The 23,979-nt window shown below is 31.4% G+C and carries 22 protein-coding genes and 1 pseudogene; 3 read left to right on the top strand and 20 right to left on the bottom strand.

All coding sequences use genetic code 11. From position 1 onward, the window contains the following. A pseudogene (locus tag H527_RS24450) lies at positions 1-251 on the bottom strand (IS982 family transposase); the annotation flags it as partial. 284 nt (positions 252-535) lie between these two features. Between H527_RS24450 and H527_RS0115370 the strand changes: the two are divergent. Next, entirely contained in the window at positions 536-760 is a 225-nt protein-coding gene (locus H527_RS0115370; protein ID WP_027413517.1) for a helix-turn-helix domain-containing protein, read from the top strand. Positions 761-793: 33 nt separating this feature from the next. Here H527_RS0115370 and dprA read toward each other — a convergent pair whose 3' ends face one another. After that, positions 794-1,897, bottom strand: coding sequence for a DNA-processing protein DprA (gene dprA / locus H527_RS0115365; protein ID WP_027413516.1), 1,104 nt, complete (start codon positions 1,895-1,897; stop codon positions 794-796). 165 nt (positions 1,898-2,062) lie between these two features. On the opposite strand from dprA, the gene H527_RS0115360 reads away from it, so the two are divergent. Together H527_RS0115360 and H527_RS0115355 are read left to right on the top strand one after the other, a co-directional pair. Next, positions 2,063-3,034: an HU domain-containing protein gene (locus tag H527_RS0115360; protein ID WP_027413515.1), complete on the top strand. Its 972-nt coding sequence runs from the start codon at positions 2,063-2,065 to the stop codon at positions 3,032-3,034. Between the two features lie 244 nt (positions 3,035-3,278). Next, positions 3,279-3,788: an acyl-CoA thioesterase gene (locus H527_RS0115355; RefSeq protein ID WP_027413514.1), complete on the top strand. Its 510-nt coding sequence runs from the start codon at positions 3,279-3,281 to the stop codon at positions 3,786-3,788. 7 nt (positions 3,789-3,795) lie between these two features. On the opposite strand, the gene H527_RS0115350 is transcribed toward H527_RS0115355, so the two are convergent. From H527_RS0115350 to porW, 18 genes are all read right to left on the bottom strand, one after another. Continuing rightward, positions 3,796-5,025: a murein hydrolase activator EnvC family protein gene (locus tag H527_RS0115350; protein ID WP_027413513.1), complete on the bottom strand. Its 1,230-nt coding sequence runs from the start codon at positions 5,023-5,025 to the stop codon at positions 3,796-3,798. Beyond that, positions 5,022-5,795 (bottom strand): lipoprotein insertase outer membrane protein LolB1, encoded by a 774-nt coding sequence (gene lolB1, locus H527_RS0115345; RefSeq protein WP_027413512.1) that lies wholly within the window; start codon positions 5,793-5,795, stop codon positions 5,022-5,024. Before lolB1 ends, H527_RS0115350 begins: the two co-directional genes overlap by 4 nt. Positions 5,796-5,802: 7 nt before the next feature. After that, positions 5,803-7,176 carry a tetratricopeptide repeat protein gene (locus H527_RS0115340; protein ID WP_027413511.1) on the bottom strand — a complete coding sequence of 458 codons (1,374 nt, stop codon included), beginning with the start codon at positions 7,174-7,176 and terminating at the stop codon, positions 5,803-5,805. Between the two features lie 42 nt (positions 7,177-7,218). Beyond that, entirely contained in the window at positions 7,219-8,235 is a 1,017-nt protein-coding gene (locus H527_RS0115335; RefSeq protein WP_027413510.1) for a sugar phosphate nucleotidyltransferase, read from the bottom strand. A gap of 29 nt (positions 8,236-8,264) precedes the next feature. Next, positions 8,265-8,699: a dUTP diphosphatase gene (dut, locus tag H527_RS0115330; protein WP_027413509.1), complete on the bottom strand. Its 435-nt coding sequence runs from the start codon at positions 8,697-8,699 to the stop codon at positions 8,265-8,267. A gap of 76 nt (positions 8,700-8,775) precedes the next feature. After that, the gene (locus tag H527_RS0115325) at positions 8,776-10,227 is read right to left on the bottom strand and encodes an oligosaccharide flippase family protein (protein ID WP_027413508.1); all 1,452 of its coding nucleotides are present in this window, start codon (positions 10,225-10,227) and stop codon (positions 8,776-8,778) included. A 33-nt stretch (positions 10,228-10,260) separates the two neighbouring features. Beyond that, positions 10,261-10,761, bottom strand: coding sequence for a hypothetical protein (locus H527_RS0115320; RefSeq protein ID WP_027413507.1), 501 nt, complete (start codon positions 10,759-10,761; stop codon positions 10,261-10,263). 94 nt (positions 10,762-10,855) lie between these two features. Then, complete coding sequence (locus tag H527_RS0115315) at positions 10,856-13,543, bottom strand: carboxypeptidase-like regulatory domain-containing protein (RefSeq protein ID WP_081414623.1); 2,688 nt, start codon at positions 13,541-13,543, stop codon at positions 10,856-10,858. Further along, positions 13,540-14,337, bottom strand: a complete 798-nt coding sequence (locus H527_RS23220; RefSeq protein WP_162143827.1) for a GLPGLI family protein — start codon at positions 14,335-14,337, stop codon at positions 13,540-13,542. The genes H527_RS0115315 and H527_RS23220 overlap by 4 nt, the downstream gene beginning before the upstream one ends. A gap of 504 nt (positions 14,338-14,841) precedes the next feature. Continuing rightward, positions 14,842-15,702: an ATP synthase F1 subunit gamma gene (gene atpG / locus H527_RS0115305; protein ID WP_027413505.1), complete on the bottom strand. Its 861-nt coding sequence runs from the start codon at positions 15,700-15,702 to the stop codon at positions 14,842-14,844. 125 nt (positions 15,703-15,827) lie between these two features. Continuing rightward, positions 15,828-17,408 (bottom strand): F0F1 ATP synthase subunit alpha, encoded by a 1,581-nt coding sequence (atpA, locus tag H527_RS0115300; protein ID WP_027413504.1) that lies wholly within the window; start codon positions 17,406-17,408, stop codon positions 15,828-15,830. Between the two features lie 74 nt (positions 17,409-17,482). Beyond that, a complete protein-coding gene (gene atpH / locus H527_RS0115295; protein WP_027413503.1) occupies positions 17,483-18,010 on the bottom strand; it encodes an ATP synthase F1 subunit delta in 528 nt (175 codons plus the stop codon). 5 nt (positions 18,011-18,015) lie between these two features. After that, positions 18,016-18,516: a F0F1 ATP synthase subunit B gene (locus H527_RS0115290; RefSeq protein ID WP_027413502.1), complete on the bottom strand. Its 501-nt coding sequence runs from the start codon at positions 18,514-18,516 to the stop codon at positions 18,016-18,018. Positions 18,517-18,613: 97 nt separating this feature from the next. Continuing rightward, positions 18,614-18,802 (bottom strand): ATP synthase F0 subunit C, encoded by a 189-nt coding sequence (atpE, locus tag H527_RS0115285; RefSeq protein WP_004569351.1) that lies wholly within the window; start codon positions 18,800-18,802, stop codon positions 18,614-18,616. A 39-nt stretch (positions 18,803-18,841) separates the two neighbouring features. Further along, the gene (atpB, locus tag H527_RS0115280; RefSeq protein ID WP_027413501.1) at positions 18,842-19,939 is read right to left on the bottom strand and encodes a F0F1 ATP synthase subunit A; all 1,098 of its coding nucleotides are present in this window, start codon (positions 19,937-19,939) and stop codon (positions 18,842-18,844) included. Between the two features lie 575 nt (positions 19,940-20,514). Then, positions 20,515-20,757, bottom strand: coding sequence for an AtpZ/AtpI family protein (locus H527_RS24710; RefSeq protein WP_262891763.1), 243 nt, complete (start codon positions 20,755-20,757; stop codon positions 20,515-20,517). Then, positions 20,705-21,151, bottom strand: coding sequence for a bactofilin family protein (locus tag H527_RS0115265; RefSeq protein WP_027413499.1), 447 nt, complete (start codon positions 21,149-21,151; stop codon positions 20,705-20,707). Before H527_RS0115265 ends, H527_RS24710 begins: the two co-directional genes overlap by 53 nt. Before the next feature lie 23 nt (positions 21,152-21,174). Continuing rightward, on the bottom strand, positions 21,175-23,814 hold the full coding sequence (gene porW, locus H527_RS22335) for a type IX secretion system periplasmic lipoprotein PorW/SprE (RefSeq protein WP_155837916.1): 2,640 nt from the start codon (positions 23,812-23,814) through the stop codon (positions 21,175-21,177). Positions 23,815-23,979 lie beyond the last annotated feature (165 nt).

Raw genomic sequence — 23,979 nt, 5'->3', positions numbered from 1 at the left:
GAAACAGTATTGGGAAACTCTCTTTGCAAATGCTCTTTTACGTAAAAAATATAAAAGTGTTTGAAGGTTCTATAGCCACTACAATGGAATAGAACAGTAATGGTTATAATTTCACTAGCAGACATGGTAAACTTCCTATTTCTTGTCTTTTTTCCTGTAGTAAGCTGTCTTTTCTTTAAAGCAGGGTTAAAAACCTTGCAAAATTCATCAATAGAAAAGAAAATTTCAGTAATTTTATCTTTAGAAATCATAAGCAGAAATTCATTTAAATATTTGAATGTTAGATACTTAAATATAATGTTTTTCTGCTTTTTCTACAAGTAAAAACCCTTTTTTCTTACGTCGAACTCAGGTTTGTAGTTCTTTTTGATTCAATAATTGAATTTTGAGATACTCCTCTTTAGTATTTACAATCATTTTTTACATATTTTCTTGACAATTATACATAAAAAATTGTCAACTTAAAAATAAAATGAAGAATTTATTTACATTCGTCATAATAATTCATATAATTATACCGAATAAAATATATTATATGACAAAACTTGGAACTTTCTTGAAAAGAAAAGCCGTGAATAAATCACAGGTATCTAGAAGAACAGGAATAAATAAGCAAAGATTGAGTGAACTTTCTATAAATGAAAAAACTAAATTGAGAGCAGACGAGCTTTATCTAATTGCAATGGCAATAGAAGTAGATGCTTGCGAACTACTGGAATATGTATGCGGAGATCTAGAATTAAAAAAGGAAAGTAAATAGTATTACCCTCTTTACAATGCTACTTTTTAACTTCTAAATTGCTTCAAATAATTTACCTGGCAAAGGCTTTACAACACCTTTAAGCTCCATATTAAGCAAAACAGAAGCGACTTTAAAAGTAGGTATATTACATTGTAAAGCAATAATGTCTAATACCTCTTTACCATTATTATTTAAAAAATTATATACCTTTTTTTCATGTTCATCTAATTCAACAAACAGTTTTTTCTGCACAACAGGCTGTTCTTTTTGATCAAGCTCCCAATTAAGCATATAGATTAGATCGGCTGCACTGGTAAGCATGTGCGCTTTTTGTGTTTTAATCAGCATATTGCAACCTTTACTATAAGGGTCATAGGCTCTGCCTGGCACAGCAAACACGTCTCGATTATACGAATTAGCTATATCTGCAGTAACCAATGACCCTCCTTTATCTGCACTTTCAATCACAATTGTAGCTTCGCTAAGCCCTGCAATTATCCTGTTTCGTCCTAAAAAATTTTTGCGATCAAATGTATCAGTACTCCAAAAATCAGTAAAAAACCCACCATTTTCTTCAATTTGAGCAACATATTTTTTGTGTACTTTAGGGTATATTTGATTTAGACCATGCGCCAAACAACCAATAGTTTGTAAGTTGTTTTTTACCGCAGCGCGTTGTGCCGTAATATCTACACCATAAGCAAAACCAGAAATTATAACAGGATCTATAGGCGCTAATGTTTCTATAAGTTCTTCGCAAAACTGCACACCATAGCTTGTAACTTGTCTTGTGCCGACAATACTTACTATTTTTTTGTTTTTAAGGTCTATATTTCCAGAACCAAACATAACTACAGGGCTATCGATACAATGTTTTAATTTTTCAGGATATTCTACCTCATCATAAACCAAACAGTTTATCGAATTTTCTTCGACAAATCTTAGCTCACTTTCTGCAGCTTTATAATGGTCAGGATTATAAATATCTTTAATTTTTACTTTTCCTATACCATCAATCTTAAGAAGATTGCTAGGTTTTTCTTTCAAAACTTCTTCGGCACTACCAACCTCACGTATTAGTTTTTTAATAGAACTATCCCCAAGATTTGATACTTTTTTAAGGGCAAGTAAAGCCTGAAGTTTTTTAATATCCATGTAATGATTTGTAAGTCAGCACAAGAAACGAAAAAAATAGTAGATGTTAATAAAATCAAAGCTTAGAGTTTATAGAGCCTTCAATTTTCCCTACCTTTGTAGTATCATAAAAAGGTCAAATAAATTCATAATTGACAATTAAAAAACTTTTTTTTAACAAGGGGAATGAATAGCATAGCTACATATATAAGCGAATTATTATACCGATATGAATGTATAATTCTACCTGGATTTGGTGCCTTTTTAACAAGACGTCAACCAGCTACGATTCAACAAAGTACTAATACTTTTTTTCCTCCTCAAAAATTAATTTCTTTTAATAGTCAATTAAAAAACAATGATGGGTTATTAGCCAATTACATAGCTTCTGTAGAAAACATAACATATACAGATGCTGTTGCTAAAATCCAGCGATATGTATTGTCTATTAACGAGAAAATGAATAATGGACAACATGTTGAATTAGACAAAATAGGTGCTTTTTATACATCTGTAGAAAACACTTTACAATTTGAACCTGCACAAGGAGTAAACTACCTTACAGAAGCGTTTGGATTACAGTCTTTTGCCTCTCCTGCCATAAGACGTGAGATTTATAAAAAAGAAGTTGAGGCAATTGAAGAAGTAGCCCCACTTACCTTTACTCCCGAAAAACGTCAGGAACGTCCATATTTACAGTATGCAGCAGTTGCAGCAATTGTACTTGGAATTGGAGGTTTTTTTGGTCTTAAGAAGGTTAGTGATACTAATATAAGCTATAATAATAAAGAATGGCAAAAAGCCAATCAAGAGATAGAAAATAAAATACAGGAAGCGACTTTTGAAATTTCAAATCCTTTGCCTGCTATTAACCTCAATATTATAAAAGAAAACACTACTCCTTTTACCTCTTCGACAAAAGACGTTTTAGGAAAATTTCATGTTGTAGCTGGTGCTTTTAGAGTTATTTCTAATGCAGACAAAAAAGTACAAGATCTTAAAAAACAAGGTTTTGACGCACGTATTATTGGTTTAAACAAATATGGATTACATCAAGTAGCCTATGATACTTATAAAGATAGATCACAAGCATTACTAGCTTTAAGTACAATTAAACAAAAACAAAATCCCAAAGCTTGGTTGTTAGTTCAAGAGTAAATTAATGAACTTATAGTAATATTGTAAGATACTATTTTTAATATATTTTGTTTTAAAATAAATTCCTGAAGGGGTGTATTATATTTTATACTGTGTTGATTCTGTTTTCATAAACCTTAGTTAGCATAATGTAAACTAAAAATCAACCCCAGAGACCTTACTTTATATCAAAATACTAAATACCGAGTAACTAATTTCCTCGTTACGGTATTACCTTATATCTTTACAAAAATTAAAAAATTGTATGGAATTTAGACATCCTTCAGAATCGCGAACTATTCTTACTGATCTTGTATTACCAGGAGAAACCAATCCTCTTAACAATCTTTTTGGAGGTGAATTATTGGCTCGAATGGATCGCGCGGCAGGAATTGCTGCTGGCAGACACTCTAGAAGAATTGTAGTTACTGCTTCTGTAAATCATGTTGCTTTTAATAGAGCGATTCCTTTAGGGAGTGTAGTTACTGTAGAAGCCAAAGTTTCAAGAGCTTTTACTACCTCTATGGAAGTTATTATTGATGTTTGGGTAGAAGATCGCCAAAGTGGCGAAAAAACTAAGGCAAATGAAGCTATTTATACTTTTGTAGCTGTAAACGAAAGTGGCAATCCAGTAGTAGTACCCTCTATTAAGCCAGAAACAGAGCTAGAAAAAAAGAGATATGATGCTGCTCTAAGACGCAAACAATTAAGCTTAGTACTCGCAGGCAAAATGAAGCCTGGAGATGCGACTGAGCTAAAGGCGTTGTTTATATAGATATTAGTTACATTTTATAAATCCAACTTTGCGGATTTAATCGCGTAGCATTTTGGTAGATTAAGAATTTCATAATTGCTCTACCAGTCGTTGGATTTGTACGAACTTCGCCAATCGATTGTTTTGTAGATACTTTTTGTCCCTCTGTAACAGTAATATTTTCAATATTATAATAAGTGGTAATAAAATTACCATGTCTTATTTGCACAAGCCTACTTGCTCCTTTTAATTTTTGAATCGCTATAACTTCTCCTTCAAAAATTGCCCTGGCCTTTTCTCCAGATCTTGTTTCTATTTCTACTCCGCTACTATTAATTTGTATATTAGGTAGTGTAGGGTGTGGTTGACGACCAAATTTTTTAGTTACTTTTCCTGTTCCTACTGGCCAAGGTAACTTGCCTTTATTAGAAGTAAAACTATCTGCTAATATTTTTGCCTCTGCTGTTAAGGCAAATGTAGTTGCTGACCCTTTATTAGTTACTTTTTTACCAGCTTTTTTATTTGCTTTTGCAATTGCCTCTCTAATTAATTTTTCAATCGCTTTATCAATAGCATTAGCTTGTTGTTGTTTTTCTTTAATTTGCTTGGTGTAAACTCCTTCTTTTTTTCGAATAGAAGCCATTAAAATTTGCTGTTCTTTCTTTTCTTCGTCTAACTTTTCCTGCGCTTCGCGATTTTCTTCAATCAATACATCTTTATCTTTTTTCTGTCTAGAAAGATCTGTGTTTAAGGACTGTAACTCTTTAGCATTACTTTCGATTTGATCTGCTTGTTTTTTGCGATGTTCATTATATTGTTTCATATACTGTAACCGCTTATAAGCTTGTGCAAAATTAGACGAAGAAAGAAGAAACATAATTCTACTTTGATGAGATTTACTTTTATAAGACTTGGATATCATTTTTGCATAATCTTCTTTAAGAACAGTCAATTCTTTACGATATACGCTTATTTTTTTTAGATTTACGTTAATCTCTCTAATTAATAGATTAGCTTGTTGATTCGTTATTTTTATTAAGTTTTTTCTGGTACTTATTTGTGAGTTTATTGTTTCTACTTCGTCTAGAACAGAACGTGCTTTGAGTTTATTATCTGCACGAAGTTGTTTCATTTGTTCAATCTCTTCTCTAAGTCTCTGACGTTCTTCTTCAAGCTGTTGCTGTTTGGTGCTTTGAGAAAAAGAAGAACCACAAACCAATAATAAAACTATAAAATATATGACTTTTGAAAATCTCATTGAACAGTAACTTGCTTATATCCTGATGGTATTGTAAACGGAAAACCTATCTTTGTGTTATAATCTACCGTTTTATAATCTATCTCAATCGTTGTTTTTTCTTTTCCCTGTAAAGCTTCAATATAAATCTGCTTAGGAAAATCCTGATTTCCTACTATTTGATAGCTTGCATAATTAATATTTAGCCTTCTATTTTCAATTGGCTGGTTTAGTTGTTGCGATACCATTTTAAAAGTATCAGGTCGCAATAAAAATAAACGTTCAAAAAGTTCTAATTCTTTTTTTGGCTGTAATTGATATACTCTATCTTCAATAGTTACTTCATATTTATCTTCTCTTAAATTAAACAGAGATTGCCCTAGCAGTAATTGTTGTAATTTATCATAATCCAGATCAGTACCCAACCACTTACTTAGCAGTTTAAAATCTCCTTCAAAATATGTATTTTCTATTTTTTCGTAATAGCTTACTTTCTCTGGAGTGATTAAAGCCTTTGCTAAAGTAATGCCTAGCATTTTTACACTTAACCATATTGCTTTATCTTTTTCTATACGAAGAGATGCATAAGGGCTAAAAGATTGTTTATCACTATGATATTTAACTTTTATTCTGGCATTAAGTGTTTTGAAATTAAAAGATCGATTATAATGATTGACAATTACTTTTTCTGCGTTTAGTTTTTTTATTCTGGATTCATTTACCGCTTTGGTACCTTTACAGGAGTTGAATACAATTAAAGAAAAACACAATAAATACCATATTTTGTTCATTAGTTACTTATGATTTTTTCTGAAGTTGATTTGCTTTCTGTTTATATTCTGAAGCCTTTGTAGTGTCTCCAAGTTTTTGATGAGCAGCACTCATTTGCTTATAAAAATCAGATTCCATTTTTTGATCTTCTATTACATAATCTATCCCAACTCCAAGAATATCAAGAGCTTTTTCTGCTTTTTCAAGATGTATAGAGGACACTCCATTTATCAAATAAAAAATCGGCTGTGCTGGATATAATTCTATAGCTAATTTACTTCCTGTTTCTGCTTTCTCGTATCTTTTTAGATCTAATTGTAATAATAGAATCCTTTTTAGTAACGTAAAATCATTGACGTTATTTTTTATACTTCTTTCATAAAAATTAAGTGCCTGCTCCTTATCATCCTTTTTATAGTAATAATGCCCTAATTCTGTAAAAACACTTCCGCTATTTTCATTATCAGAAAGTAATGAAACAATATTTAACAACTGAGACTCATACTGTGAGTTTTTATCTACGAAAAGCAAAAAATCATTAATCAATTTATGTTTAGATTTTTTATCTATTTTATTGCTTATTAAAGCTATTTTTATAGAGTTTATAGCTTCTTGTATATTACTTTCTTCTAAATAAAATTTATACAAAGCTAAATGTACAAACTCTGATTTAGGGCTTTTTTTCAAAAGCAATTTAGCTTTTTCAAAAGCTTTTTCTTTTTGATTATTTTTACTATAAAGATAAATAAGGTTAAGATAATTCTGTTCTTCTTTAGGGTTTTCACTTATCTTTTTTTCAAGTCTGCTTATCTGACTATTTGGATTAGTTACTTTTGAAGAAATACGTTTTCTTAATCCCTCACGATAAGGGTCAACACCATATTCATCATCTAATTCATCCAAAGTAGTTAAAGCATCATTATAGCGTTTCTCAAGAAAATATAAGTTTGCTAATTGTTCTTTAAACATAGTATTAAAACGAACTAGTTTTTCAACTATCATAGTAGACTCTTCATACTTATGTTGTTGAAAATATGTTTCAAACAAAAGCTCTAAGATAAACCTATCGTTAGGTTTATCTTTTAACACCTTGTTAAAATTATCTTCTGCTTTTTGATAGGATTTTAATTCAAGATAATTTTTGCCCAATTCTAAGTACAAATACTTAGAACTAGAGTCTATTTCTACACACTTTTCTAAAGCTTCAATTGCTTTATCATAATTAGTAATTGCTTTCTGTTTTAAGGCTTCGAAAAAAAGTTCTTGAAATTCATCAGAAACATTTCCAAGATCATCCACATTTACATCTTGTTTAGGCTCTATATCCTGAGAAAAAACAGTAGAGCAACTTATTCCTAAGAATAAATATAAACTATATATATGTTTCCAATTACTACTCATAAAAAGTGGGTTTTATACTACCCCTCGATATTATCTCTTAAATTATTCTAAAACAGAATAGTCTCCAATACTAATTGTTGTAAAATTTCCATCATAAACAGCGTTGTTACCAATCATTGCATTGTCTAAGTTAGCATTTTTTATGATAGTTTTGGTTTGAACCAAACTATTTTTAATAGTAGCATTCTCAATAGTGCATCCTTTTCCTATAGAAACATTAGGTCCAATGGTTGTATTTTTTAAAACTACTCCTTCCCCTATATAACAAGGCGCAATGACTGTAGAGTTTTGCTTAGTTATTGTATCACTAACCAACTGTTCTCCATCTTTTTCCAAAAACCCAAGCATTCTGCTATTGGTTTCTACCGTAACGTTTTTATTACCACAATCCATCCATTCTTCTACCTGACCAGACACAAAAACTTTACCGTTACTCATCATTCTTTTGATTCCATCATTAATCTGGTACTCTCCACCATTAATAATGTTATTATCCAGAACATATTGTAATTCATTTTTAAGTACTGCAACGTCTTTAAAGTAATAAATACCAATAACTGCCAAATCGGACACAAACGTTTTAGGTTTTTCTACCAGTTCTACGATCTGATTTTTATCGTTAAGCTTTACAACGCCGTATGCTTCGGGCTGATCTACTTGTTTTACCCAAATTACAGAATCTGCATCTTTATCCAAATTAAAATCTGCACGAATCAACGTATCTGCATAAGCAATAACTGCTGGCCCTGAAAGAGATTCTTTGGCACACATAATAGCGTGGCCTGTTCCTAAAGGCTGATCTTGTCTATAAATAGAAGCCTTTGCGCCAAGACCTTCTGCTAATTCTGTTAAACTTTCGACAACATCGTCCCCAAAAAAGGCTGGATCTCCCAACACGAACGCAATTTCTTCGATTGGCTCTCCTAATACTTTAGCAATATCAGATACTAATCTGTGTACAATGGGTTTTCCTGCAACGGGAATTAAAGGTTTTGGAACGGTAAGAGTGTGAGGTCTTAATCTAGAACCTCTTCCTGCCATAGGTACAATAATTCTCATATAATTTGTTTGTGTTATGTTTTATGTTTTTATTTTACTCCTGTACTACCAAATCCTCCTTCTCCTCTAGAGGTTTCTGATAGTTCTAATACTGGCAACCACTCTGCCCGTTCATGCTTTGCAATTACCATTTGTGCCACTCGTTCTCCATTCTCAATAGTAAAGTTTTCATTAGAAAGATTCACTAAAATTACGCCTATTTCTCCCCTATAATCTGCATCGATAGTTCCTGGTGCATTAAGCACTGTAATTCCATTTTTTGCTGCTAGCCCACTACGTGGACGAACTTGTGCCTCATATCCTATAGGTAACTCTATAAAAAGACCTGTTTTTATGATAGTTCGCTCCAAAGGCTTTAATGTTACTGAATCTTTTATGTTTGCCCTTAAATCCATCCCTGCCGAGGCAATGGTTTCGTAATTAGGTAAATTATGCGAGGACTGATTAATAATCTTTATTTTCATTTTATATTTTAATAAATACCCTGTCTTTTAACGATTTTATCTTTAAACTGTAATTGAGACAGTAAATACTTTTTGTTTATTTTTTCAAGATCTGTTTTAATTCTTTCTTTTCTGAGGCGTACAAAATTACTAAAAACACAAGTAATAACGGGATAGAAACCATATAATTACTATCAAACACATAAAATGATACTATTGAAAAACTAATAGAAAGAACAAGATACATTCCTATTTTCTTCAAATTATAAGGAATCGGATAGTATTTTTTACCAAAATACCAAGATAATAGCATCATCAAACCATAGGCTGCCAAGGTAGCTATCGCAGATCCCATATACGTATATGTCGGAATTAAAATAAAATTAAGAGCTAAAGTAATGACTGCTCCTACTACAGAAATATAGGCACCAAACTTAGTTCTATCAGTAATCTTATACCAAACCGAAAGGTTATGATAGATCCCTAGGCATAGATTAGCCAATAAAATGATAGGAACAATTTTCACAGCCTCCCAATATGATTTATTAAGAATAATTAAATGCTTTAACGGATGTATAAAAACAATAACACTTAATAAAATAACAGCTCCAAAGGCTACAAAGTATTTAGTAATTCTAGCATATGTCTCTGGTGCATTTTTATTCTCTGAATACTTAAAGAAAAACGGTTCTATCCCTAGTCTAAAACCTGTTGCAAAAAGTGTCATAAACAATGCCAATTTATAACAAGCTGAATACACCCCAACAAGATGATCGGCAATATTCTCTGGCAAAAGTTTATCTAATATGATTCTATCAAAGGTTTCATTGATCGAATACGCTACTCCTGCCACAAGAATCGGAAAAGCATATCGCATCATTTCTTTCCATAGTACTTTATCAAAACGATAGTTAATCTTTATATAAAAAGGAACTAATAACAAAAGTGTTACTCCGCTTGCGATCAAATTAGATATGAATATATAATTGATTTCATAATCATCTATACAAATAACACCAAAAAAAGAAGATTTGAACGCTAATCCACCTAGAAAAATTAAGAGAAAAACATTCAATCCAAGATTAATAGCTACATTTAAAATTTTAAGAATTGCATAACGCATTGGTCTTTCGTTAGCACGTAACCAAGCAAAAGGAATAATTACTAGCGCGTCCAATAATAAAATCCAAATGACTAGCGCAATATAATCTACTCGTATATCTGTTAGTATTGCTATCTGTTCTTTAAACAACATAGCCAATATGAAAAATGCCAGCGTTGATACTCCTAATGATATTGTAGATGTGCTTACTACTGCATCTTTATCAGATTCTTTATTAAAAAACCTAAAAAACGCTGTTTCCATACCATAGGCCAATATCACATTGAACAAAACGAAATACGAAAATATAATAGATATTTTACCATATTCCTCTGTTGGCAATAATTTGGTATATAATGGCACTAGAATAAACGACAACATGCGAGGCAACACTGTTGCCAAACCGTATATAAAAGTTTGCTTAAAAAGTTTTTGAAATATCCCCAACGATAGTATACTTAAGATTGTAAAAATACAATTTTATTGTCTCCTCTGCATTGGATATGCCTCCATTTCCTTTTCTACTATATTATCTAGTTTAAAAAAGCCTTTTTTTCCATTTTTAATGTAGCTTATCATGCATTCGTTTTCTTTTAATTTAAAAGGTATTTTTTCTTCTACATCAGGAAGTTTATTTTTGAATTCTTCTTTTGGGTTATCACTCATAATTAATTCTGGTCGTTTTGAAACTACCGAATAATGCCCAACATATTCCAGTTCGCTAGCTTTATGATCAAGTTTTATCTTTTTACCTTTAAAATATGCATGTTCTAATTGCACATCTGTATTTTCATTAATCTCTATATAAACCATTAAACCAGAGCCTCCTCCTTCTACTCCTGAAATCCATCTTTGAAAATACGCCTCTTTAATTTCCACTGGATTTTTCTTATCTATTTGTTGACTGCCGGCACATTGTGTGCAAGTTATAAGAACAAATAAAAGACTTGCAGATTTATATACTCTATTTAAAATTATCATTTCTTAAAATTTTACTATAAAAAACAAAATGAGTGCCAAAATTAAAAAAGCTGTGTTTTTTTAATTTTATTAAAGATATGTAAAATTGAACCGTTTAGAATCGATAACTTACCTTAAGCAATAAATATCTAGACAAAAGCCTATATTCAGTACTTGAAATATTAGTGTCACTTATTAAATAATTTCTAAAAATTTCTGTGTTCCATAAATTATTACCAATTAAAGAAAAATTAAAATCCTTCTTTTTAGGTTTGTAATTTATCTCAAAATCCATAAAATAGTAGGTATCATTGTCATTTTCTAAATTACTAAAATGATATCGTTCAGATTGTAATTGCATATTAAATCTAGAACTCAAGACAAATGATAAATCAAAAAAAGATGTATTTTGTGCCACTGTATTTGTTGCAATTCTTGTCTCAATTTCTGTTGTATCCCAAGTTGTGCCAAGATGATAGTTAAAAATTCCTCTAAAACCTGATCTTATTTCAAAACCATATTTATAATTTTGATTTGTTATCGATCTTAGACTTGTACTATTTACTATATTTCTAAACTCTGCTTGTGAATACCCGAACTTAATTTTGATATTGTTTCTGATAAATCTTATATATCGTTCTAAGCCAGCATTCACGCTATAGAATTCTCTGTCAGGAATGATTAATTTTGTCGTTTGTACGAAGTTTTGAGCTATTACAGCATTAGTACTTAGAAAGTCATTGTCTTTGATATATGATAATGCTATATTAGCAATGAATCTATCTCCAAAATTACCCAGATTATACCCTGTAAATACTCTTGTAGAATTAAGTTGATTAAATTCTCCTGTTCCTCTTGAAAAACTCCTGTAGCCTGTTAATACATGATTGGTATATATATCTGATATACTAGCATTAGAATTTTTATTTTCTACAAATGCAAAAACCTTATTTGCTTTATTAATCTCCCATTTAAAATCCAATTTTGAGTTGATCAAAAACGGAGATTCTTTTAGTTTATTATTGGTTTCATCTAGAGAATTAAATAACTGATGCCCTTCCAAATTTAATGCTACACTTACATCATTTAACTTCTTTCTATACCCTGCACTCAGATATAAATCATGAGTTCGATATTTGGAGGTATTCTTATATTTTTGTGGATTAAGTAGTATGCTTTCATTTTCTTTTAGAAAGAATTCAGAAAATAATTGATCTTCTCTAAATTCATATCCTGCACTAAAATCCAATAAATCTTTTTTCTTTTTTCTATCTAGTATATGAGCTTTAATCCCTGTATAATTAAATTCATTTTTACTAAATTGCTCTATCCTATTTACTTTTTGAACCGATGTAAACAACTCTTCAAACAAAAATTGATCTGTCCCATATTTTTGAGGTTTTTTCTCATTAATATATCTTCCTGTTAGTAATAACACCTTATTGTTCTTAAACCTATTACTATATTTGACCATATGATCATGTAACATATTCTCATCGTCTAAATCCTCCTTATTTTCTATTGCGTTAAACAACAACTGTGCATCTGTTTCAATTCGTGATCTATTATATTTTCCTTCATATTCTAACATCTTAGTATTAGAGATATCATAGTTAAGTTCAACTCTTCCAAATCCGACATGTGTAGCTTTACCTAAGGTATATTTTTCTGTGTTGGTAAATTCAGTCGTATTACTAAAAAATGTATTAAATCCGTCTTTAAAAAAACGATTATCATCAGCGTTAAATAACCCCAATACTTTTAAGTCAATCTTAGAAGAAAGTTTAAAAATAGAGTTTAAAGAAGTTAGTTCTGCATTATTAAAGTTGGTTCTGGACTTTTTTAATCCCGGTACATTAGTGTTCAAGGATATTAATCCATATGCTCTTTGATCTTCTCCTATACTACCTGGTTCTTCAGTATAGTTTTGTGCATCGATAAGTCCTCGTACATCATCGGTTACATCTTCACCAATATTATTAAGACTCCCCAATAAAAAATATTTGTTTTTCTTACTAAAACTAGAAATAGTAGCATCAACATCGTATCTATTTTCTGAAACTACACCATAGCCTGGAGAAATTGTACCAAACCATGCTCTTTTAAAATCTTCATCTAAAGTAAGATTTAGAGCAACCTTTTCACTTTCTTCAATACCTTTAAGCAATTTATTATTCGAATACCGTCTTAATACTTCAACTTTATCTACGGCATTTACATCTAGGTTTTTGGTCAATAATTTATATCCTTTTTTGAAAAAATCATCACCCTCTATCATTACTTTTTCTACCTCTCTACCGTCTACCTTTATTGTACCAGTTTCTGAGATATCTACTCCTGGTAATTTTTTAAGTAAATCCTCTACAACAGTTTCTTCTCCTTGTTTAAATGATGAGGCATTAAAAACAATGGTATCTTTTTTTTCGGTGATTGCTCTTTCTGACTGTATGACTACCTCATCTAATTCGTATAAAGTAGCATATAGCACCATATCTTTTAGAATCGTTGTATTATCCTCTAGTATAACATCAATATCTTTTGTAGCATATCCCAAGCCAGAAAAACTTAAGGTGAATGCTCCTATGGCATCTGATTGCAGTACATACTTACCCTTTTGATCGGTATAAGCAAAGGCAATAATAGCTTGTGTCTTTTTTTGTTTTAAATACACATTGGCAGATGCTATTGGATTTGATATAGAATCTGTTACTGTACCCGAAACCGTAGATTGGGCAAATAAAAAATTGCATAATAGAAGAAATATTAGGCAATACTTATACTTTATAAGTTTATGATATATCAATTAAATATTTCTATATTACGTTGCTGTGTTTTTGGGCACTCTTCACATTCTTCTTCTAATCTTGCCCCTCTAGGCAATGTAGCTCTTGCTCTTGCTAAAGTATTTTTTTGCTCATTTTTGATGGCATCGATATATACTTTCATTTCCTGAATTTTTTTAGATGTCGGAACGCTTGTTTTCTCTTGAATCACTTTCGAGTCAGCATTTAGGTTAACCTTCGCTATTTCAAATTCATATTTCCTTGTATGATCATAAGCTTTCATAATTAAACCAGGTAATCCTCTCAACTTCCATGGGTCGTGAGAAACTGGAATCTCTGTAGTAAACCAAGCCGTGTATTTTCGTCCTCGAAACAAAGCTGTGGCTTTTTGGCATTTGTATTTGCTGATATTTTTATATTCAGAATGCAATTTCCACGGAATAGTTTCGATACTATCCTTTATGGTATATAATTTACTTGAAACAGTTTCTCTAAAAATCAAGTCATTAGTTATTAGATTTGTATAATAATAGGGTTGCACATTACTCTGTAATACTCTAATTTTAGTTGTAATTCTAACTCCTCCTCTCATCTCTGTTTTTGGCCTACTATCTTTTATTAATTTGGCGTCTCCTGTTTTTTCATACATAGCAATATCTTTTGTAAAATAAAGTCTATATGGCATGGAGAAAGAGACACCTCTCTCATTGTTAATGATATAGTGATATTCAGCCGATCCCATAATCTCATTATCCTGGGCCATAGTAACATTACTTAATGTGATACTAATGATTAGTATTATAAATCTATACATCTCCATTTCTTTATTTAGTTATATTTTTTAAAATTAATGTTTTAAAATTTCACCTTTTTTCTATCTGTATAAAAAATTAATGACTTGTGTTTAATTCTGAATTACAGAAATGGTTTTCTTTTTGTATTCAATTCAAAAATCAATCGTATATCTCTGTTCCACATTTAGCACACTTTTTCTTACTATAAGAAAATATGATCCGATACAGCTATATATATCATCATTCATGAAATTGATCAATAAAACAAATATGAAAATCCGATTTCTAGGTAGGATAGTGGAGTAAATCGAACTACAATACTATTATATTTTTTTGACATGACAGATACGGTTATCCCATAAAATATTTACAATTTCTATTTAAAATACTATAAATAAGATAGATATATTGTAAAAATATAATTATTTAAAAATCAAAAAACCTCATAAGTAAACTTATGAGGTTTTGGGTATTTTGTTATCATATATTCCAGCCTATACTAGAATAGTAATCCTATTACAATATTAGTTATTCAAAGCTTCTGCTCCACCAACGATCTCTAAGATTTCATTAGTAATAGATGCTTGTCTTGCTTTATTGTAGGACAACTTAAGAGCATCTCTAAGCTCTGTAGCATTATCTGTTGCCTTATGCATTGCTGTCATACGTGCACCATGCTCAGACGCAAATGAATCTCTTATTGCTTTATACAATTGTGTTTTAAGCGATTTAGGGATTAGTTCTTCTACAATCTCTTCTTTTGATGGCTCAAAAACATAATCCAAATTTACATTCTCGTTACCTTTTACAGGTACAATAGGCAAAAATTGTTCTGTTGTTACATCTTGAGAAGCAGCATTTCTAAATTTATTATACACAACAACAATCTTATCATAAGATCTATTTGTAAACAATACCATCAACTCTTCTGCAATTGTTGCTACATTAGCAAAAGTAAGATCATCATAAACTTGGCTCTTATTAGCTATTACTGTATGCGTTTTTGAAACTATATCATTAACTTTTTTACCGATAGTAACAAAATCAACTTGTTTACCAGCATAAGTGTTTTGATATAAATCTCTAGATGCTTTAATTATGTTAGTATTAAAAGCACCAGCCAAACCACGATTAGAAGCAATTGCTACAACTAATACTTTGTTCACTTCACGTTCCTCAGCATATGCACTAGCACTGTCGCTATCTAAAGAAGCGCTTAAGCTTTGCAATAACTCAGTAAGTTTATCTGCATATGGACGCATTGCAGTAATTGCCATCTGTGCTTTATTCAACTTTGCTGCAGATACCATTTTCATAGCACTGGTTATTTGCATTGTTGAAGAGACAGAGGTAATTCTACTACGTAATTCTTTTAAGTTTGCCATTATTTCTTAGTATGGAGTACGGAGTAGTTAATGTTAAAACATTCTAGCTCAATACTTATCTAATATTAAACTTTATGAAGTACAGAGTAATGAAAATTTTAATCCTCACTACTCTGCACTGCATACTAATTTTTATATTTTGCTGAAATTTCTTTACAAGCCAAAATTAAAACATCGATTACCTCGTCTGTCAATTTTCCTGCCTTTAAAGTATCTAAAGTATCTCTATGCTTTGCATTAAGATATTCTATATAATCTCTTTCAAATTCTTTTATTTTTTCAACAGGAACCTCTCTAAGTAAATTTTTAGATCCAGCATAAATAATTGCAATTTGATCTTCTACTGTATACGGATCATTTTGTGCCTGCTTTAAAATTTCAACGTTACGTTTTCCTTTTTCGATTACGTTTAATGTTGCAGCATCTAAATCAGAACCAAACTTAGCAAAAGCTTCTAATTCACGAAACTGTGCCTGATCTAATTTTAATGTACCCGCTACTTTTTTCATCGATTTAATCTGTGCAGATCCACCCACACGAGATACAGAAATCCCAACATTAATTGCAGGACGAACACCAGAGTTAAATAAATCTGAAGTTAAGAATATCTGCCCATCCGTAATTGATATTACATTTGTTGGTATATATGCAGATACATCTCCTGCCTGAGTTTCAATAATAGGTAATGCGGTTAATGATCCTCCTCCTTTTACTTTATCTTTTAACGAATCTGGAAGATCATTCATATCTTTTGCAATAGTATCATCTGCAATTACTTTTGCAGCACGCTCTAATAATCTAGAGTGAAGATAAAATACATCTCCAGGATATGCTTCTCGACCTGGTGGACGACGTAATAATAAAGATACCTCACGATATGCTACTGCTTGCTTTGATAAATCATCGTAAATAATTAGAGCAGGACGACCTGTATCTCTAAAATACTCTCCGATTGCTGCCCCTGCAAATGGAGCATACACCTGCATTGGTGCAGGATCTGAAGCATTGGCTGCTACGATAGTTGTATATGCCATTGCTCCTTTTTCTTCTAACACTTTTGCAATTAATGCTACAGTAGATGCCTTTTGCCCTATTGCAACATATATACAATATACTGGCTCACCTGCATCATAAAATTCTTTCTGATTTAGAATAGTATCAATACAAACAGTTGTTTTACCAGTTTGACGATCACCAATCACTAACTCACGTTGCCCTCTACCAACTGGTACCATTGCATCAATAGACTTAATACCTGTCTGTAACGGTTCTGTTACTGGTTGACGAAAAACTACTCCAGGAGCTTTACGCTCTAATGGCATTTCGAAAGTTTCTCCTTCGATCGCACCTTTACCATCGATAGGAGCTCCCAGTGTGTCTACAACACGACCTACGATTCCCTCTCCTACATTGATAGATGCAATACGCTGTGTACGCTTTACTATTGCACCTTCTTTTACTTCTGTAGAAGAACCTAAAAGTACTACCCCAACATTATCTTCTTCAAGGTTAAGTACGATACCTTCTAATCCCGATTCGAACTGTACTAACTCTCCATATTGAGCATTAGATAATCCGTATACACGAGCGATACCATCCCCTATTTGTAATACTGTTCCTACCTCTTCTAATGAAGCTGTTGCTTCAAATCCAGATAATTGTTGTTTTAATATTGCTGATACTTCAGCAGGATTCACTTCTGCCATTTTATAATAGTTTGAAAGAATGAATATTTATATCCACTCTCTTATTATTAAATTTATATTTTAAAACGTATATATTAATTACTTAATTCTCTTCTTAAGTTAGTAAGCTTATTTGCTATACTAGCATTATACTGTAAATCTCCTACTCTTAAAATAAAACCACCAATAATACTTTCATCTATGGTGTTTTCGATAGTAGCCTTATTTCCTGTTAACTCTTTTACTTTAGAAAGAACTTTTGCACTCAATGTCTCATCTAATGGTACTGCAGTAGTTACTTTTGCTACTTGAGTTTTATTTAATTGATCAAATAAAACAGTATATTGATTAGCAACATCTAACAATAAATCTACTCTTTTATTTTGGATTAATACATCAAAGAGTTTTTGTGTGTCAGCACTAGTACTTTTAAATATCTCGAGCAATGAAGCAAGTTTAATCTCACTTTTAATCAATGGGCTATTTAATAACATTCTTAACTCAGCACTAGCATTAATCGTATCGATAATACTTAGCATATCTTGTTGAATATTCTCGGTAGCATTTTTATCTTGAGCCAAACTCAAAACTGCTTTAGCATAACGTATTGCTGCTCTACTCATTTAATTTAGTTTAAAGTAACATCTCCTAACATAGACTCTACCAACTCTAATTGTTTGTCTTTACTAGATAATTCTTTTCTTACTACTTTTTCAGCGATCTCTATAGAAAGTTCTGCTACCTGATTTTTTAATTCAGCGATTGCTGCTTTTTTCTCACTTGCTATAGTTGCTTGTGCTTGAGCTACAATTTTATCAGCTTCAGATTTTGCTTCAGATTTTGCTTCGCTAATCAAATTTTCTTTAAGCTCTCTTGCTTCTTTAAGCATCCCATCACGTTCGGCTCTTGCCTCGTTTAGGATTCGCTCATTATCTGCTTGCAAGTTTTGCATTTCTTTTCTTGCCTCTTCTGCAGATTTTAATGCATCCTGAATTCCATCCTCACGATCTTGTAAACTATTTAAAATAGGTTTCCAAGCAAATTTTCTCATTAATAAAATAAGAATCAACAAGATGATTGCTTGCATAAAAAACAATCCAGGAGAAAAATCATTTAATAACTGATCCATTGTATACTAATTATTATCTTTTAATATTCTTGTTTAATTATTTCAAAAACATTTCCTGCAACCAACCGTTGCAGGAAAATGCTTGTCTTGTCTAAGATTACTTTCCTAAGATTAATGCACCAAATGCTAAACCTTCTAAAAGTGCTCCGATGATAATCATTGCAGTTTGAATCTTTCCAGCTGCTTCTGGTTGACGAGCAATACCTTCCATTGCTTTTCCACCAATTTGACCTAATCCGATTCCTCCTCCGATTACGATTAATCCTGCTCCAATTAAATTGTACATACTATTGATTTATATAATTAAACAAATTCTTTTTCTATATTAATGATGATCGTGTTCTGCTACTGCCATCCCAATAAACAATGAGGATAACATGGTAAAAATAAAGGCTTGTAAAAATGCTACCAATATTTCTATAACTGAAATAAATAACGATAACACTAAAGACATACCAGTTGATGCAACAGGTCCAAATACTGCTTTCATAGTGATCATTAGTGCAATCAAACTCATTACTACAAAGTGTCCTGCTGTAATATTAGCAAACAAACGAATTAATAATGAGAATGGTTTGGTTAACATTCCTAGAATTTCTATTGGCATTAAAATAATTTTCATAGGAACAGGTACTCCTGGCATCCAGAAAATATGTTTCCAATACTCTTTATTACCACTAAACTGAACAATAAAGAATGTGAATAGCGCTAAACATACAGTTACTGCAATATTTCCTGTTACATTAAATCCTAGTGGAGTTAACCCTAATAGGTTCAGTATCCAAATAAAGAAAAATACGGTCAACAAAAAGCCCATATATTTTCTATACTTATTTTCTCCAATATTAGGTCTTGCTATTTCATCTCTTACATAAATCACTAATGGCTCTAAAACTCTAGCAAATCCTGATGGGATTGGTCCTTTTTTATAACCTCTAGCTAATGCAGAGAACAACAATAACATTAACAAACCAGCAAGCAGCATTCCTACTACACTTTTTGTGATCGAAAAATCCAATGGCTTTGTATTCGTTGGATGATCATGATCATCTAATGTAATTGTACCTTCGGCATCTGTTTTGTAAACTTTTCCATGGTATAACTTATAATAGCTACCACCAGATTCTGCAACGGTTTCCCCGTGATGGAACTTAGAAGACATAAATGTCTTTATTCCTCCATCCCACAAAATTACGGGAAGCGGAAACCCATAATGAGTTCCTGTTTCTCCATTTGTGTAAAATGTAAAATCGTGAGAATCTTGTAAGTGATGCTTGATATAAGCATTAATTTCTTCTTGGGTATCAATAGGATTACCTCCTACTCTATGTTGCTCATCACCTGATGATGCACATACTACCGAACCTGTTAACATAAGCAGCACTATCGTTGCGTACTTGAGAGATCTTTGAAATACTTTCATTTCCTAAATTCTGATGTTTTTATATGCAGTCTGAATTTGGGTGCAAAAGTACATTATTAATTGACAATAAACATACAGAGTTTTAGTTTTTTTCTGATTTTATAGCAAAGTATATAATGATTGTCATTTATTAGAAAATATATTAAGCAGCCTAGAAACAATATAAACCAAAACAATGGAGTAAATTAAATACAATAGAAGAAAAATTAATCGACTGGGCATCGAATCAGGATCATCCAGCCACCCTAACTGATGTATAAACAATCCTGCCGTAATCATTTTTGCCATTAATAGCCCTAAAAAAACAAACCCTGTGTTTTTGGGAGTTATTTTATAGCTTATCAATGAAGATCCATAAACAAAAAGTGCTGCTGCGCAAAGGAACAAATGCTGCTTTTGTATGAAGCTTTTATAAAAAGTTTCTATATAATTTGCGATAACAAAATAATGGACACAGTATAAAATAATACTTGTAACAACCAATATTGCTAAGTGCTTGATAATTGTTTTATATGACATTAATAATAAGAGTACAATATAGGGGTAATAGATATCATTTTTAAACCTATAATTTTTTATTTAGATTCTTTTATTACTTGCCAAAGCACAGATCCTATAGCCAAAAAAACAGATCCCATACCAACCCATTTGCTATAGAACGGCACTTGACATCCTGATTTTTCATCTAAATAGACTCCAAGATAGTATCCTCCAACTATAATAGCCATCATTTGGATTCCTATTGTAGTAAATTTAGCGTATTTCTTAAGCTGATTTCCCTTGCCCTGTTGATTGGCTTTGTCCTGTTTTTTGTTCACTAATAGGTTTACTTAAAGATTTTACACCACCTTTCATAGAACAAGATGCATTAAAGTTTGCCCCTGGCTCTACTGCTAATTTACCTACAGTAACTTCGCCTTCAATATGTGCAGTTGGCTTTAAAGATAAGGTATTAGATACGATAAGTGTTCCTGAAAACTTACCTTCAAAATCTGCATCAGAACACTCTAATGTACCGTTGATAAATCCAGATGTACCTACTACTACTTTACCCGTAGTTTTAAAGGTTCCTTCGATAGTTCCTTCTATCCTAAAACCTCCTTCAGAAATTATATCACCAACAATTTTGGTTCCTTCTGAAATTTTGTTCTGATTACGAGAGAAATCGGTAACATTTCCTTGATCTCTTCCTTTTTTATTGTCTGAAAACATAATATATAAGGGGGATTAAATGATTATTCTGTTTCTGGTTCTGTATCGATAGGCTTATAACCTTCCAGATTTTTATGAATCTGTAAAATTCGATAATTAGGCGATGCTATAATAAAGTATGGATCTTCTATCTTTTTATAGTATTTCTTTTTTCTATCCCACTTTGTTAGATCGACACCTCTAGTATCTTCTGTTCTACCAATAGCCAACAGTTCCGCTAAACCTTCTGCTGCTAATTTATTTCTTTTTGTATGTACAACTACAAATTGTTGGTCTTTATTATATATATCTAATGAAACTTTCATTTTTTCGTATCGAAGTTCTTTGATAATAGCTTCAATAAGTTCTTTTAATCCTTGAGCTTGATTATTTCCTAAAGTTGAAAAAGGATAAATCAATTTATGATTTTCTTCTTGCTCCAAGCCTGTTAAAAATGTGTTATTTTGTATTTGAGGAACAGTTACCTGATAAATACCTTGTGCTTTTTTACCCTCAGGGCTTTGAGGATAATTAAGTGCTACGTAATTAAGCGATTCTTTATACGCATCAAATCCTCTGTAACGACCTATTGCCTGAGCTTTTAATAATTCAAATTTTGGTAAAAATTCATCATCTCCTCCAAATTTTGTAATCATTGTCTCGCTCTCTTTTATAACAGATGCATATTTTTGGTTTTGAAAATCCCTATATAACCTATTATATATTGATTTTGGGCTATTTTCATCCTCTTTTAAAGTCTCTTCTGGGTTCTGAAGAATCTTAGCATATCTGGAGTCACTATGGTTGTTAATAATATCTTGTTTGTATGAATTTGATTTTGATATATCTCCTTGTGACGAATAGATTTTATATAAATTGTATTTTGAAGGAACAATCAAGCGTTCTTCTGGATTGCTTTGTAATAAACCTTCGAACTTATCTACAGATAAATCATATTCTTGAAATTTTTCTTTATAAATAACCCCAAGTTGATAGTATGCAAAGTTACGATCTGTACTTAAACTATCGATCGTAGCTGGATCTGTTGGTAATTGAGCAATATAGGTTTGTGGATCAAATGTTGGATCGTTATCTATGGAGTATTCTACTTTTTCTTTTTCTTCTATTTCTGAAACTGCACTTGGATTAGAAATACTTGATACTCTCCAATTATCCTGTAATTCCCTATTACCATAAGTTCTCTTAAATGTGGTTTTACCATAAGCTACGGTCGTCTGGTTATAGAAATAAAAAGTGACTCCTTTTGTCCTTGATCCTTTTTCATTTGCTCCTAATCCAGAACCTGGTTGTTTAAATCTTTGTTCAACAGGTAATCCATCTTTTATTTTTGCTATTTCTGCTGCTTTTTCTGCTGCGATAGCTTTTTCTTTTAAGGTATTAGTATACTGAGAATAATAGGTTATTTTTTCTTCTGGTGACATTGCTACGACAGTAAGAATGCTATCATTTGTTTTGGCTATTCCTTCATACAAAATTACATCATCTAGATTATCTCGCTTTTTCTTTAAAACTCTATATCTTTTTGAGTCTACAATCATTCTTTGTAGTGTGCTGTCATAATATGCACCAGAAATTGCATATTCTTTTCTATCAAAACTAATATCTCCTAAAGTATAGTAGTTTATAGACTCTAGATATCTATCTTCAGATTTTGTACGTAGTGATTTATTATAATATGTCACCGCCAAATCTATGGAGTCTAAGGTTTTAAAATATTCTGCTTTTTGATTGTATATCTTATCCAAAAAGGGTCTATTTTCTCTGTTTTCTTCTAGATCTGTAAGCAACTCCAAGAACTCTTCTTTATTACCGGTTTCATAATCAAAGTTTCGAGCTTTTGCCATATATGCATTCATCATATATCTTCTTGGCGTTTTTCTGTTTAAGTCAATTACCTGATCAAAAGCGTAATTAGCACTATCCTTATATCCTAATTGATTTAACAACTGCCCTTTTATATATAAGTAACGCCCTCTTTCCTCATTTTTTCTGGTATGAACAGCTGCTTTAGTGATATAAGTAACTGCAGAATCTTTTCTTTCTAAATTAATATATGCTTGAGCCATCATAGATACTGCATCTGCATAATCCTGAGCATCCATATACTCTTGTTCAATCATTCTGGTAAGATCTTCTATTGCTTTTTCATTATTATCCAAACGAAGATTCGTTTTGGCTTTCCAGACCTTAGCATGATTAATTGTATTACTTGAAGGGTATTTATATAAAATATAGTTAAAAGCTTCTAATGCTGGCACAAATCGCTGTTCAAAATATCTCGCCTTACCTAACAATAAAAATGCTTCATCGATTTTAGGGTTACGTTCTCTATTATCAATTAGCATACTATGCTTTTGTATTGCTTTTACGGATTTTTCTTCGGCTCTGTCAAAATTTTTATTTAATATCTCATTAGGAAGTCGAACATCTTCACTTACAATCATTCTTTCTATAGGCAGTAACTCCCAAAAATTATCCTTATACGATTGAATAATTTCTTCTCTACCACTATCATAAGCTAATCGCCCATTATATAATGTATTATTTTTTGTAGTAACATCGTGCCATACACGATTTACAAACTTGTCCTTTTTACGAGAACAAGCTAATGCAGTAATAGCCAAAAGTACCACCAAGGCGATTTGTGATATTTTTTTTCCCAAACCAGATAATTTATATGTGTGATAACTAAAAAAAAAGCTTTTTAGTATTTTTATAATACACAAAAATAGAGTGTTCGTCGTAAAAATACATTTCTTTCGTTAAAAAATAGGTTGTTAACATATTTTTCTCTGCTCAATTATTGTTTTTGTTATCTTCTTCTAATT

This window comes from Aquimarina muelleri DSM 19832, from assembly GCF_000430665.1.
Taxonomy (GTDB): Bacteria; Bacteroidota; Bacteroidia; order Flavobacteriales; family Flavobacteriaceae; genus Aquimarina; species Aquimarina muelleri.
The sequence above is the reverse complement of the archived record's forward strand: the minus strand, read 5'-3'. Positions and strand labels throughout refer to the sequence as shown.

Coding starts and splice junctions, on each gene's coding strand:
- dut (WP_027413509.1), bottom strand. CDS start 8,699: ATGAAAATAAAGATTATTAATCAGTCCTCGCATAATTTACCTAATTAC.
- H527_RS0115355 (WP_027413514.1), top strand. CDS start 3,279: ATGGAATTTAGACATCCTTCAGAATCGCGAACTATTCTTACTGATCTT.
- dprA (WP_027413516.1), bottom strand. CDS start 1,897: ATGGATATTAAAAAACTTCAGGCTTTACTTGCCCTTAAAAAAGTATCA.
- H527_RS0115335 (WP_027413510.1), bottom strand. CDS start 8,235: ATGAGAATTATTGTACCTATGGCAGGAAGAGGTTCTAGATTAAGACCT.
- H527_RS0115265 (WP_027413499.1), bottom strand. CDS start 21,151: ATGTTTTCAGACAATAAAAAAGGAAGAGATCAAGGAAATGTTACCGAT.
- H527_RS0115360 (WP_027413515.1), top strand. CDS start 2,063: ATGAATAGCATAGCTACATATATAAGCGAATTATTATACCGATATGAA.
- atpB (WP_027413501.1), bottom strand. CDS start 19,939: ATGAAAGTATTTCAAAGATCTCTCAAGTACGCAACGATAGTGCTGCTT.
- H527_RS23220 (WP_162143827.1), bottom strand. CDS start 14,337: ATGTATAGATTTATAATACTAATCATTAGTATCACATTAAGTAATGTT.
- H527_RS0115320 (WP_027413507.1), bottom strand. CDS start 10,761: ATGATAATTTTAAATAGAGTATATAAATCTGCAAGTCTTTTATTTGTT.
- H527_RS0115370 (WP_027413517.1), top strand. CDS start 536: ATGACAAAACTTGGAACTTTCTTGAAAAGAAAAGCCGTGAATAAATCA.
- atpH (WP_027413503.1), bottom strand. CDS start 18,010: ATGAGTAGAGCAGCAATACGTTATGCTAAAGCAGTTTTGAGTTTGGCT.
- H527_RS0115350 (WP_027413513.1), bottom strand. CDS start 5,025: ATGAGATTTTCAAAAGTCATATATTTTATAGTTTTATTATTGGTTTGT.
- atpE (WP_004569351.1), bottom strand. CDS start 18,802: ATGTACAATTTAATTGGAGCAGGATTAATCGTAATCGGAGGAGGAATC.
- lolB1 (WP_027413512.1), bottom strand. CDS start 5,795: ATGAACAAAATATGGTATTTATTGTGTTTTTCTTTAATTGTATTCAAC.
- atpG (WP_027413505.1), bottom strand. CDS start 15,702: ATGGCAAACTTAAAAGAATTACGTAGTAGAATTACCTCTGTCTCTTCA.
- H527_RS0115290 (WP_027413502.1), bottom strand. CDS start 18,516: ATGGATCAGTTATTAAATGATTTTTCTCCTGGATTGTTTTTTATGCAA.
- atpA (WP_027413504.1), bottom strand. CDS start 17,408: ATGGCAGAAGTGAATCCTGCTGAAGTATCAGCAATATTAAAACAACAA.
- H527_RS0115340 (WP_027413511.1), bottom strand. CDS start 7,176: ATGAGTAGTAATTGGAAACATATATATAGTTTATATTTATTCTTAGGA.